At 70.1% G+C, this 12076-nt stretch carries 11 protein-coding genes and 1 tRNA gene; 3 read left to right on the top strand and 9 right to left on the bottom strand.

Annotated elements, in window-relative coordinates; genetic code table 11:
- Positions 1-3: 3 nt before the first annotated feature.
- On the bottom strand, positions 4-1359 hold the full coding sequence (locus tag Q5762_RS12925; RefSeq protein ID WP_315892183.1) for a peptidoglycan-binding protein: 1356 nt from the start codon (positions 1357-1359) through the stop codon (positions 4-6).
- A 184-nt stretch (positions 1360-1543) separates the two neighbouring features.
- Between Q5762_RS12925 and Q5762_RS12930 the strand changes: the two genes are divergently transcribed.
- Positions 1544-1617, top strand: a tRNA-Lys gene (locus Q5762_RS12930).
- A gap of 371 nt (positions 1618-1988) precedes the next feature.
- Here the strand turns inward: Q5762_RS12930 and Q5762_RS12935 are convergent.
- Positions 1989-2720 carry a class F sortase gene (locus Q5762_RS12935; protein WP_315892184.1) on the bottom strand — a complete coding sequence of 244 codons (732 nt, stop codon included), beginning with the start codon at positions 2718-2720 and terminating at the stop codon, positions 1989-1991.
- Between the two features lie 58 nt (positions 2721-2778).
- A complete protein-coding gene (locus Q5762_RS12940) occupies positions 2779-3402 on the bottom strand; it encodes a hypothetical protein (RefSeq protein ID WP_315892185.1) in 624 nt (207 codons plus the stop codon).
- Positions 3403-3536: 134 nt separating this feature from the next.
- Between Q5762_RS12940 and Q5762_RS12945 the strand changes: the two genes are divergently transcribed.
- The gene (locus tag Q5762_RS12945; protein ID WP_315892186.1) at positions 3537-4643 is read left to right on the top strand and encodes a recombinase family protein; all 1107 of its coding nucleotides are present in this window, start codon (positions 3537-3539) and stop codon (positions 4641-4643) included.
- 273 nt (positions 4644-4916) lie between these two features.
- Positions 4917-5696 (top strand): HAD-IIA family hydrolase, encoded by a 780-nt coding sequence (locus Q5762_RS12950; protein WP_315892187.1) that lies wholly within the window; start codon positions 4917-4919, stop codon positions 5694-5696.
- 89 nt (positions 5697-5785) lie between these two features.
- Here Q5762_RS12950 and Q5762_RS12955 read toward each other — a convergent pair whose 3' ends face one another.
- The 6 genes from Q5762_RS12955 to Q5762_RS12980 form a co-directional block, all read right to left on the bottom strand.
- Positions 5786-7333, bottom strand: a complete 1548-nt coding sequence (locus Q5762_RS12955) for an alkaline phosphatase family protein (protein WP_315892188.1) — start codon at positions 7331-7333, stop codon at positions 5786-5788.
- A 147-nt stretch (positions 7334-7480) separates the two neighbouring features.
- Positions 7481-8548, bottom strand: a complete 1068-nt coding sequence (locus Q5762_RS12960) for a 2-aminoethylphosphonate ABC transporter substrate-binding protein (protein ID WP_315892189.1) — start codon at positions 8546-8548, stop codon at positions 7481-7483.
- A gap of 29 nt (positions 8549-8577) precedes the next feature.
- Positions 8578-9375: an ABC transporter permease subunit gene (locus tag Q5762_RS12965; protein ID WP_315892190.1), complete on the bottom strand. Its 798-nt coding sequence runs from the start codon at positions 9373-9375 to the stop codon at positions 8578-8580.
- Positions 9362-10279 (bottom strand): 2-aminoethylphosphonate ABC transporter permease subunit, encoded by a 918-nt coding sequence (locus tag Q5762_RS12970; RefSeq protein WP_315892191.1) that lies wholly within the window; start codon positions 10277-10279, stop codon positions 9362-9364. Before Q5762_RS12970 ends, Q5762_RS12965 begins: the two co-directional genes overlap by 14 nt.
- The gene (locus Q5762_RS12975; protein WP_399495033.1) at positions 10272-11387 is read right to left on the bottom strand and encodes an ABC transporter ATP-binding protein; all 1116 of its coding nucleotides are present in this window, start codon (positions 11385-11387) and stop codon (positions 10272-10274) included. The genes Q5762_RS12970 and Q5762_RS12975 overlap by 8 nt, the downstream gene beginning before the upstream one ends.
- Positions 11384-12076: a phosphonatase-like hydrolase gene (locus Q5762_RS12980; protein WP_315892192.1), complete on the bottom strand. Its 693-nt coding sequence runs from the start codon at positions 12074-12076 to the stop codon at positions 11384-11386. Before Q5762_RS12980 ends, Q5762_RS12975 begins: the two co-directional genes overlap by 4 nt.

Consider the following 12076-nt stretch of genomic DNA (forward strand, 5'->3'; position numbering starts at 1 on the left):
GGGTCATCGGAACAGGCGCCGCCAGGTCTCCGGGCCCGGGTAGCCGTCGGCCGCGCCGCCGCGCCATCCCTGTGCCCGCTGGAACGCCTCGACATTGCGACGGTCCGCCTCGCTCCAGCGCGGACCGGGACCCGACAGGTAGTGCTTGCCGTAGCCCCGCTTCACCAGCTGTTTGCCCAGCTTCTCCACATATGCGTTGGATTGGCCCGGACGGAAGTAGCCACGCCCGGGAAACCCCGGCACATTCGCGCTCGAACCCCCCGAACCACTCGAACCGCCGATGCTCCGCCCCTGCCCTGTCACCAGGAGGCGCCACGTCTGCGGCCCCGGCATCCCGTCCGCCTCCTTGCCCTTCCAGCCCTGCGCACGCTGGAACGCCTCCGTCGCCCGCCGGTCCGCCTCGCCCCAGCGCGGACCGGGGCCCTGGCGGTAGTAGTTCTTGCCGCCGCGCTCGACGAGCAGCCGCCCGAGCTGGGTGACGTACGCGTTGTTCGCGCCGGGTCCGAACATCGCCGACCCCGGGTACGGCGCGGCGGGCGCCGGCGTGGCCGGCCCTCCCCCGCTGCCGCCGCTCACGACGCCCCTGTAGCGGTAGGCGACGTAGCGGTCGGAGTTGCTCCAGTACGCCAGCGGCGTCGCCTGCCGCCGCGTCCGCGGCTTGGTCTGCTCGTACGCGATGTACGAGGTGTGGGTGTAGTCGGTCCAGCCGCCGAAGATCGTGACGTGCGAGCCCTTCGTCGGGCTGGCCGGGTTGTGGAAGAGCAGGATGTCGCCGGGCTGGAGCTCCGTCCGGTCGATCCGCTCGCCGAACCGGTCCAGGCTGCCGGTCCACTCGTTGCCGCGCAGGTTCCACGCCATGGAGATGTAGCCCGAGCAGTCCTGCCGGTAGCCGTCGGACCAGTACCGGTCCATCGAGTACGGGACCTGGGCGCCCACCCAGCGCTTGGCGCGGTTGATGATCTCGGCCCGGGTGGTCTTCCGGAGGGACTCGGTGGTGATCTGACTGGTCGTCGGGGTCGCGCCGGGCGCCGGGTACCCGCCGGGCCCGGGGGCTCCGTACAGCGGGCCCGTACCGCCCTGAGGCGTGTCGTCGCCGGGTACGGCGGCGTCGAGATCCGCGGGTGCGGCGGCCGGGCCGGCCGGCGCGCCCGCGGGCTGGGCGAGCGCGCTCGCGCCCCCGCCGCCGAGGACCACTCCCGCCGCCGTGACCAGGACCAGCGCGCGGCGCGCTCCGTGCGCCGCCGGGTGACCGCCCGCCCGGACGGGCAGGCCCAGGGCAAGATCGCGCCGCTGCTGGGCGCAGCCCGCGCAGCCGCAGTCGGCCGCGGGCTCGAACTCCTCGAAGACCGGCACACTCATGCGTTTCCCCTCCACACTCGTCAAGATCCTTTGGCGCTGGTGCTCGGGCGCCATCGTCTCAACTGTCTGGACAAATCGCATTTTGACGGATCGAAGGCCTGATACGACCATCCGACAGGCCGGAAGCGGCCGGTAATGGTCAGGAGCACCCCCGGATGTCGGGTAGAGTTCTCCGGGTCAGCAGGCGCCGCTAGCTCAGTTGGTTAGAGCAGCTGACTCTTAATCAGCGGGTCCGGGGTTCGAGTCCCTGGCGGCGCACGCAGAGTCAAGGCCCCCTCACCGATGGTGAGGGGGCCTTGATCGTTCCCGCGACGCCGACACCGAAGCCGACCCCGACCCCGACCCCGACTCCGCTCCGTGAGCGTACGGTCACGTTCCGGCCACCCCGCGGGGTCGTGAGCCCCTCCACCCAATCGCCTCTCCCAGCTGGTCAGTTGGGTTCCGCAGAGCTGAACTCCCGTACGGAACCGGTCGATCTCGGCGCGGCGGAGGCGCGCCCTGGGGTCGGGGCCGGACGCCCGCTCTACAGTTGCGGAACCCGAACCTCCCGCGGCGGCGCCGGGCTTCTCCCGCAGCCCGCGCGCCCGCGGTGGAGGCCGGCCCGGCCGTCGGTCGCGCGGGTTCGCGGTTCACGGTCCGCGGAACGTGGTCCGCGGACCGGCGGCCGGGCCCGGTGATCGGCGAGGGTGATCAGCGGGTGACCCCGCACCCGTACCCGTGCCCGCACCCGTACGCGTACCCGTGCCCGTCAGATACGCCGAGACGACCACGTTCGCCGTGTACGTCCCGGTCGCCCGGTCGAAGGTCCCGCCGCAGGTGATCAGGCGCAGCTCGGCCCGGTCCGCCTGGTGCTGCCCGTACACCTTCCCGGCGTCGAAGCGGTCCCGGGGGAAGACCCGGACGTCGTCGACGGTGAATTCCGCGACGGATCCGTCCGTACGGGTCACCCTGACCGTGGCCCCGGGGCGGGCGGCGCTCAGGCCGTAGAAGACGGCGGGCCTGGTCTCGGTGTCGACGTGGCCGACGAAGAGCGCCGCGCCCTTCGCGCCCGGCTGCGTACCGTCCCGGAACCAGCCGACGGAGTACGGCATCTCGAACGGCGGCGGGTCGATGGCCCCCGCGGGGTCGAGACCGCGCCCGACGACCGGCGCCGTGATCCCGAGCGAGGGGATCTCGACCCGGCGCGGCTCGGCGGGCGCCATGGGCCGGTGCGCCGGGGGCAGGGGAGCGCCGAGCGGGCGGCCGACGGCGGGGATGTCGCCGGTGGTGGGGGCCGAGGTGCCGCCCGGTCCGTCCGCGATCTCCCGGCCCCAGAACCAGAGCCCGAGGACCAGGACCGCCCAGGCCGCACCGGTCACCATGCGCCCGTTGCCGGCCCTGCCTCCGGACCCGGAACCTCCCCCGCCCCCGGCGGTCACCTCAGTCGCCCGCCCGGCGGCGGCGCGTGCTGCGGAAGGCGACGGCCACCGCGGCGATCGCGGCCAGCCCCAGGCCGACCAGCGTGTACGGGGTGCCGAGGCCGTTCTCGCTGGTGGTCTGGGCGACACCCGGTGCCACGGGTGCGGCCGGGACCGCCAGGGCCGCGCCGCCGCCACCGGCCCGGACCGGGGCGACCGGGCTCGGGTGGCGCGTCGGCTGGGGGGTCGGCTTGTGGGTGGGGTCGCGCGTGGGCTCGGGCTTGCGCTTCTCGACGTGGACCACGCCGACGTCACGGTGCTCCCGGCCGTCGCAGGTCACGCTGACCTTGTACGTGCCGCGTTCCAGTCCCGACTTGATCGTGGTGTCACCGAAGAGGGGGTAGTCGCCCCCGTCACGGCCGGTGAGCTCGGCGTCGGCGACGAACGCCTTGGACTTGGCCGATCCGGTCGTGCCCTTGCAGCCCTGCACGCGGATGTCGACGTCCGCGCCGGGCCGGGCGGTGGCCGGGGTGACGGTGGCGGTGACCTTGGCGTTGTCGCCCGCGAAGGCGGTACCGGCCGTGGGTGCCAGCACCAGCAAGGCGGCCGCCCCTGCGGCACGGAGAGCAATGGGACCTGAACGCATCGTGACCTCCTGATACTGGCAGGGTCACCCGGTTCGGCCGCGCTCGCATCCGCAGGGGTCCGGTCGACGTCCGGCCGCGGGTCTGTCCAGGGGACCTGACCACAACGGACGGCCGCTTCCAGGCCCGCATCTACGTGACCATCGCGAACAAGTTCTCGACAGACGCAGCGCGCCGCGTCGCCCGGCAGAAGCTCGCCGAGGCGACCGGCGGAAAGCCGCACAAGGGTCAGCGCGCCTTCGGATGGAAGGACGCGGAACACGTCGACGAGTGGGAAGCAGAGCTCCTCCGAAAGGCCCGCCAGGACGTACTCAGGGGCGCGACGATCGCCACCATTCACAAGGAGTGGGCGGCGATGGGGGTGCGTAGCCCACAAACTCCCGGGGGAAAGACGATCGGCTACACCAGTGTCCGGTACGTACTCAGGAATCCCCGCCTCTGCGGATACCGTGCATACATCCCACAGGAGGTTCGCGAACGGTCCGGCCGGGTGGACCCCGCCGAGTACCTCGTCGAGCGCACGGACGGGACGCCTGTCGTCGGGAAGTGGGAGACGATCTTCACTCCCGACGAATGGCGGGAGCTGATCGACGAGCTCGAATCCCGTACGAGTAGCGGTACCGGCCGGAAGAAGGGAAGCGCGGTCACGAAGCGACTCCTCACCGGCATCGCTCGCTGCGCCAAGTGCGGAGGCGGCCTGTCGTCCGGCCTGTACCAGCACGGCACGACCAGCTATGAGAAGCACGGGTACTACTACTACTGCCGCGTGGCTGATGGAGGGTGCGGCAAACTCTCCCGAAGTGGTCCCCTCGTGGAGGACTACGTCGAGAAGGCCCTTCTCGACGACCTCAAGAGGCAGGCGCGCACGGTGAAGCCCGCCGAGGAGGACCCCGAGCTGACGACGGTAAAGGCAACGCTGAAGCAGATCGAGGCCGACAAGGCCGAGGCCCGCCAACTCCGAGCTGACGACTTGCTGTCATTGGCAGAGTTCGCCCGTGAGATCCGCCGCCTGGAGGAGAAGGAGAGGACGACGAAGGAGACGGTCTCCACGCTCTCCGCCACACCTGCCCGAGCAGGCTCCGCCGCTGCTCGCGTCGTCCGTGAATGGAAGAGCTATAGCGTGGACATGAAGCGGCAGGAAATCCAGAGGAACATCGAAGCCGTCGTCATCAGCGGTGCGGGCAAGGGCGGTGCTCAGCAAGGGGTGTTCCGCCCGGAACTCATCGAGATCGTGTGGAAGTAGTCCCGGCAGTGGGCGCTTGCCTCAATGGTCGTCCAATGTGTTGCCCCAAGCGGTCGCGAGGGCAGCGCCCATGCCCTGAGTGAGCGGTCGAGTACCTGGCTCGATCTTGCCGAGCGCGGCCTTCGACAGCCGGCCCAGCCTGCGGCAAGGGCCAGCAGGGTCCCGCGCGGGCTTGGACCTGCGTCCGGGAGGCGAGACCGACAGGCCCTGGAAGCGCAGGATGAATAGCATGGTCACCCCATGAGAGTCCGCGTACGGCAGGAGCCCGCACCCATGACTGATCGCAAGCCCATCGAATCGTGGCTCACCGACATGGACGGGGTACTCATGCACGAGGGTGTGCCAGTCCCCGGGGCGGATGCGTTCATCAAAAAGCTGCGCGCGTCAGGTAAGCCGTTCCTGGTCCTCACGAACAACTCGATCTATACGGCGCGCGATCTCCACGCCCGGCTGAACAGGATCGGGCTCGATGTGCCGGTGGAGAACATCTGGACCTCGGCTCTGGCAACGGCCAAGTTTCTGGAGAGTCAGCACCCCGGAGGTACGGCCTATGTCATCGGTGAGGCCGGCCTGACTACGGCGCTGCATGACGCGGGTTATGTGATGACCGACCATGAACCCGAGTTCGTGATCCTGGGTGAAACGCGAACCTACTCGTTCGAGGCGCTGACGAAGGCGATCCGGCTGATCGACAGGGGTGCCCGATTCATCTGCACCAACCCGGACAACACCGGCCCGTCTCCCCAGGGTCCTCTTCCGGCAACCGGCTCTGTCGCTGCCCTGATCACGAAGGCGACGGGCAAGGAGCCGTACTTCGTGGGCAAGCCGAACCCGCTCATGATGCGGACCGGGCTCAACGTCATCGGAGCGCACTCCGAGACGTCCGCCATGATCGGTGACCGCATGGACACGGACATCCTCGCCGGCCTGGAGGCCGGTATGCAGACCTTCCTCGTGCTCACCGGGCTGACGACGGCGGGTGACATCGACCGCCACCCGTACCGGCCGACCAAGGTCGTCGACTCGATCGCGGACCTCGTCGACCTCGTCTGAGGCGGGCGAGCGGGCGCCAGGCAGCCAACGCGAAACATGCGGTGTGCTGGGGGCGCCGCGACAGCACTGTGGCGACGCCCCCAGAGTAATCAAGAGGTCGTGACCTTGACCCCGTCGATCACCCAGTACCAGTTGTTGGATCCGGTGTAGCGGAAGCGGAAGCTCACGCTGGACGCCCCGGCGGGGACGTTCACGGTGAGGGACTGGGGCTGCGAGATCACGTCGGAGGTGTAGCTCTTGACGACCGTCGGCGTACCGCCGTTGAAGACGGCCTGGACCTGGGCGGTCTGGCTGCCCTCCTGGCGGTAGAAGGTGGTGAAGTCGAGGGTCGCCCGCGTCTTGCCGGTGACGCCGTACGCGGGGGTGACCAGCGTCGAGTCGTACGTACCGGAGAAGGACTTGTCGGCCCACTCGTCGGAGTCGGCGACGGCGAAGACGCCCCGGGCGCGGATGTTCAGCTCGCGGGACTGGTCGCGCTGGGTGCGGGACCAGAACTCGTCGGTCGCGAAGGCCCAGCCGCGCCACTCGGTCATGCCGCCGGTGCCCATGGCGTTGTTGATGACGGACCAGCCGCTGGGCGCGGTGTGGGTGAAGCCGAGGACGCCGGCCGGGATGCCGGTCTCGTCCACGCGCCCGGAGAGGGAGGAGGCCAGCGCGTCGAACGGGTCGGCGGAGCGCTGCTGGATCGGCTTGCCGTCCAGGCCCCAGGCGGGGTCGGGCACGATGCCGAGCTGGTGGAAGACGGTCGCGGCGACGTCCACGAGCCGGGTGTCGATCGGGCGGGCGCCGGCGGCGATGCCGGGGCCCTGGGCGAGCACGAACGTACGGCGCTCCTCGATGGCGGAGCCGCCGTGGCCGCCGCCGTCGGTGTGGCCGTGGTCGGTGGTGACGATGACCGTCCAGCGCTCGGTGGCGTAGGAGGGGCGGGCCTTGATCGCGGTCATGAGGCGGCCGAGGTAGCCGTCCTGGACGGCGATGGCGTCGAGGTACTGCTTGCTGGCGGCGCCGTAGGAGTGGGCGGCCTCGTCGGTCTCGCCGAAGTAGACGAAGAGGACGTCCGGGTTCTGGTTCCGGAGGATGTCCTCGGTCGCCTCGGTGATGACGAGGTCGTTGACGGCGTAGTTGTTGTTGTAGACGAGCTTGGCGTCGGCGCCGGGGGTGACCGTGCCGTGCGTGTCCAGCTCGGGCCAGTCGACGGCCGCGAAGAGCGAGAGCTCCGGGCGGACCTGGTTCAGCCGGGCCAGGAATCCGGGGTACTTGGCGTAGTTCTTGCCGGTGAAGGTGTTGTCCTTCACGCCGTGCTTGTCGGGCCACACGCCGGTGGAGACGGTCGACCAGCCGGGCCCGGAGGAGGTGGCGGCCATCGGGTTGGCGTAGAGCAGCGACAGGCCGTACGTGCCGTTCGCCATCAGGGACTTGAGGGTCGGCGCGGCGGCGGCGTCGATCCGGTCGTACCGCAGCCCGTCCATGCCGACGACGAGCACCTTGTCCTTGCTGGTGCCGTTCGGGAGAGTGGGCGCGGCGGCGTGGGCGGCGGGCGCGGTGGCCACGCCCGTGGCGGCGAGGGCCGCGGTGGCGCCGGCGGCGGCGAGCACGGTGCGGCGGGACATGCCGGTGGATATGCCGTTGATCGGCATCTCGGATCCTCCGTAGAAGGGGGTGAGGACGCGCCAACGCCCCCGATTCCTCGGGGGCGTTGGTCCGTACCCGTTATCCTTCCGCGATACATGGAGGGACACCAGAGCCGTACGGTGAACTCTTGGAAGCCGGCTGCTGTACCGGTGTCAGCTGCCGGTGGCCGTCTTCCACGCGTCGACGTACGCGGTCAGGTTCTTGTCGATGTCGGCCCAGTCCGGCTCGAAGACCTCTACGCCCTCGATCAGGTTCGCCAGCTCGATGGCGTTGGCGTCGGTGGCCTTGACGTCCTTGCGGGCCGGGAAGCCGCCGCCGACCGCGCTGACCTCGCGCTGGGCCTGCTCGCGGAGCATGAAGTCGAGCAGCTTCTTGCCGTTCTCGGTGTGCGGGGCCTTGTTCACCAGGCCGGCCGCGTACGGCAGGGCGAAGGTGGTCGGCTTGCCGCCCTCCTTGGCCGGGAACCAGATGGCGAGGTTCGGCATGGACTTGGACTGCGCGAAGTTCATCTGGACATCGCCGTTGGCGACGAGGATCTCGCCCTTGTCGACCTTGGGGGCGAGCTTGGAGGTGGAGGAGGACGGGCCGACGTTGTTGGCCTGGAGCTTCTTCAGGTACTCCATCGCCGGCTCCTGGCCGCCGAAGTCGTGCATCGCCTTGATGACGACGGCCGTGCCGTCACCCGCGACACCGGGGGTGGAGTACTGCAGCTTGTTCTTGAACTTGCCGTCGAGGAGCTCCTCCCAGGTCTTGGGGGCATCCTTCAGCTGCTGCTTGTTGTAGATGAAGCCGAAGTAGTTGTTGACGACCGAGGTCCACTTGCCGTCGGCGGCCTTGTTGGCGCCGTCCACCTGCTCGGAGCCCTCCGGGGTGTACGCCTGGAGCAGACCCTTGGAGTCGGCCTGCTGGATGAAGGGCGGCAGGGTCACGATGACATCGGCCTGCGTGTTGTTCTTCTCGCGGACGGCGCGCTGCACCATCTCGCCGGAACCGCCCTCGACGTACTTGACCTTGATGCCGGTCTCCTTCTCGAAGTCGGCGAAGACCTTGTCGTACCAGCCGTCGCCCTTCTCCCCCTTGAGACCGTCCGCGCTGTAGACGGTGACGACCTTCTCGTCGGAGGCGGCGGAGTCGCCACCGCAGGCGGTGAGGGTGGCGGCGAGGGCGAGGGTGCCGGTGACGGCGGCGATCGGCTTGACGAGCTTGGACGAGGTACGCATAACGTCGTTCTCTCCTGGGACTGAGGGACTTAGCGGTAGGACGCTTTGGTACGGATACGGGAGACCGCGAGCAGGACGATCAGGGTCGTGGCCATGAGGACCACGGCGAGCGCCGAGCCGGTGAAGAGGGAGCCACGGTCGGTGGCGGTGAAGATCAGCACAGGCAGCGGCAGCCAGTCCGGCGGGTAGAGCATCATCGTGGCGCTCAACTCGCCCATGGAGAGGGCGAAGCAGAGTCCGGCGGCCGCGTTCAGGGACGGCAGCAGGAGCGGCAGCTTCACCCGGAGGAGGACGTACGCGGGACGGGCACCGAGGCTCGCCGCCGCCTGCTCGTACATCGGGTCGAGACGGAGGATGGCCGCCGAAACCGACTGATAGGCAAACGCCGTGACAAGAACGGTGTGCGCGAGGATCACGATCCAGCGCGTTCCGTTGAGCAGCACCGGCGGCTGCGAGAAGGCGACCAGGACGGCCAGGCCGACGACGACCGAGGGCACGGCGACCGGCAGCATGAACAGCGCGTCGAGGAACCGACGGCCGTTCTTCTTCAGGGAGTTGGCCACCAGTGCCGCCCAGGTGCCGATGGTCAGCGCGAGCACGCTCGCGGTGACGGCGGTGACCAGGCTGGTGGTGAGCGCCTGCAGCGACTCGCCGCGCACGGCGGCCGTGTAGTGCTCCGCGGTCGGCCCGGAGGGGAAGGCCCCGGACCAGTTGGTGGAGAACGAGGCGGCCAGGATCACCAGGAGCGGGAGGGCGAAGAGCGGGACGAAGAGGACCGCGAAGAGGGTCCAGGTCGTCCACCTGCCCGTACGGCTATGCACCAACACGACGGCTCACCACCCGGTAGAGGCCGTAGAGGCCCACGGAGATAGCGACGTTGACGACGGCGACGACACAGGCGGCGGCGTAGTCGGATTCGAGGATGGCCTTGCCGTAGACGAGCATCGGGAGGGTCGTGACGCCCTTGGCGCCGGTGAAGAGGACGATCCCGAACTCGTTGAGGCACATGACCAGGACGAGGCTTCCGCCGGCGGCGAGCGCGGGCAGCGCCTCGGGCAGGATCACCTGCCGGATGATGCGCATCGGCTTCGCCCCGAGGGACGAGGCGACCTCCAGCTGCGCGGTCTCCATCTGCGAGAACGCGGCGAGGAGGGGGCGCATCACGAAGGGCGTGAAGTACGTGATCTCGGCGAGGAGGACGCCCCAGGGCGTGGTCAGGAACTGGAACGGCCCGGTCTCGGCGCCGGTCAGGTCCGTCCACAGGCCGTTTCCGATGCCGACGGTGCCGTAGAGGAAGAGCAGGGCGAGCGTGATCAGGAAGGACGGGAAGGAGAGGAAGACGTCGATGAACTTCGACACCGCCTTCCCGCCGGGGAACGGTACGAACGCGATGATCAGCGCGAGCGCGAACCCGAGGACCAGACACCCGACCGTCGACCCCACGGCCAGCCACACGGTGGTGACGAGCGCTTCCCGGAAGGACTCGGACCCGAACACGTCGGCGTAGGCACCGGGGGCGAGGGATTCCTGGACGACGAGGGCGAGCGGATAGAGGAACACGAGCGCGAGAACGGCGACGGGGGGAAGGGCCCAGAGAACCGTTGTGGGCAATCGTTCCGCTGGGGCGGAACGGGTGGGCACAACGGACGGCGCCTTTGCGGGCGCGTCCGCCTCGGGTGCCCCGCCACAACGGCGCTCAGCTGCGAGGACCGGCGCGGACGGGTCACCCATCGGACACCCCGGCCCCCAGCAGCACCCCGTCCTCGGGCGCGAAGTGCAGCGTGACCTCGTCGCCAAGGGCCGGAGTTTCCCGCAGCTCGCGGACGTCCGCCTTCACGCGGTGGCCGGACACGTCGACGTACAGCCGGTGCGTCGACCCCCGCCACTGCACCTCGGCGATCCGCCCCCGCAGCGCGTTCGGCCCCTCGCCAAGGCCCATGAGGTGCGGCCGTACGCACAGCGTCGCCGCGGCCCCCGGGGCCACCTCGTCCGTGGCGACCGTGAGTTCGGCGCCCCCGAAGGAGACCCCGCCCGTCCCCACCGTCACCGGCAACAAGTTCGCGTTGCCGACGAACGACGCCGTGAACTCCGTACGGGGACGCCGGTACAGGTCCTGCGGCGTACCGCAGTCCTGGAGCCGGGCCTTGTCCATGACCGCGATCCGGTCCGCGAGGGTCAGCGCCTCGACCTGGTCGTGGGTGACGTACAGGATGGACACGTCCGGCAACTCCCGGTGCAGCCGCGCCAGTTCGGCGAGCATCCCGGAGCGAAGCTGCGCATCGAGCGCGGACAGCGGCTCGTCGAGGAGCAGGACGTTCGGGCGGATGGCGAGCGCCCGCGCGATCGCGACGCGCTGCTGCTGTCCGCCTGACAGCTCGCGCGGGTAGCGCTTCGCGTAGGCCGCCATCCCGGTCATCTCCAGGGCCTCGGCGACCCGACCGGGGATCTCGGCCTTCGGCGCCTTCTGCGCCTTCAGGCCGAAGGCCACGTTGTCCTCGACCCGCATGTGGGGGAAGAGGGCGTACTGCTGGACGACCATCCCGATTCCGCGCTTGTGCGGCGGGAGGGCGGTGACGTCGCGGTCGCCGATGAACACCCGCCCGGAGGCCGGCTGGACGAACCCGGCGACGGCGCGCAGTGCGGTGGTCTTGCCGGAGCCGGAGGGCCCGAGGAGGGCCATGACCTCGCCGGGCTCGACGGTCAGGTCGAGCGAGTCGAGGACGGTGTTGCGGCCGTAGGCGACGGAGACGGAGTCGAACCGGATACCGCTACGGGGAGCGGTATCCGGGCCGTCCGGGCCGGCCTTACGGACAGCGGGCGCGGGCGCGGCCGCCGTCACCGGTCCGCCTCCGCCCGGGCTATCGCCGCCGGCAGGTCCGCGACCGAGGTCAGGACGTGCGTGGCGCCGTGCTCCTTGAGCGCGGCCTCGTCGTGCGCGCCCGTCAGCACGCCCGCGACGATCCCGGCGCCCGAGCGGACACCGCTGAGCATGTCGTACGAGGTGTCGCCCGCGACCACGATCTGCCGGACGTCGTCGACGGCTCCGGTACGGAGGAAGGCGCCGAGGACCATGTCCGGGAAGGGTCGGCCGCGGCCACCCGCGTCCGCCGGGCAGAGGGTCAGCTCGACCAGGTCCTGCCAGCCGAGCGCGGCCAGGATCGCGTCCTGCGTGACGCGGGCGAACCCGGTGGTCAGGACGACCGTCCGGCCCTGCTCCTTCAGCTCGGCGATCGCGTCGGCCGCGCCGGGGATCGGCGCGATCAGGCCGCCGGCGACCAGCTCGCCGTACGCCTCCTCGAAGGCGAGGTTGGCCTGCTGGGCGCGGGCCTCGTCGCCGCCGAAGAGGTGCCGGAAGACGGAGATCTTCGACTCGCCCATGGTGGCGCGGACGTAGTCGATCATCGTGGCCGGGTCCTCGCCGAGGCGCTCGGCGGCGGCGCCGAACGCCCGCTCGACGAGACCGCCGTCGGCGACGGTGGTACCGGCCATGTCCAACACGACAAGGTTCATCAGGTTCTTCGTGGTCAT

The sequence above is a fragment of the Streptomyces sp. P9(2023) genome (genome assembly GCF_032436795.1).
In the GTDB taxonomy this organism is placed as follows: Bacteria; Actinomycetota; Actinomycetes; order Streptomycetales; family Streptomycetaceae; genus Streptomyces.

Excerpts from the sequence above, each read along its gene's own strand:
- Q5762_RS12925 (WP_315892183.1), bottom strand. The coding sequence starts at position 1,359 with ATGAGTGTGCCGGTCTTCGAGGAGTTCGAGCCCGCGGCCGACTGCGGC.
- Q5762_RS12935 (WP_315892184.1), bottom strand. The coding sequence starts at position 2,720 with ATGGTGACCGGTGCGGCCTGGGCGGTCCTGGTCCTCGGGCTCTGGTTC.
- Q5762_RS12940 (WP_315892185.1), bottom strand. The coding sequence starts at position 3,402 with ATGCGTTCAGGTCCCATTGCTCTCCGTGCCGCAGGGGCGGCCGCCTTG.
- Q5762_RS12950 (WP_315892187.1), top strand. The coding sequence starts at position 4,917 with ATGACTGATCGCAAGCCCATCGAATCGTGGCTCACCGACATGGACGGG.
- Q5762_RS12955 (WP_315892188.1), bottom strand. The coding sequence starts at position 7,333 with ATGCCGATCAACGGCATATCCACCGGCATGTCCCGCCGCACCGTGCTC.
- Q5762_RS12960 (WP_315892189.1), bottom strand. The coding sequence starts at position 8,548 with ATGCGTACCTCGTCCAAGCTCGTCAAGCCGATCGCCGCCGTCACCGGC.
- Q5762_RS12970 (WP_315892191.1), bottom strand. The coding sequence starts at position 10,279 with ATGGGTGACCCGTCCGCGCCGGTCCTCGCAGCTGAGCGCCGTTGTGGC.
- Q5762_RS12980 (WP_315892192.1), bottom strand. The coding sequence starts at position 12,076 with ATGACCACGAAGAACCTGATGAACCTTGTCGTGTTGGACATGGCCGGT.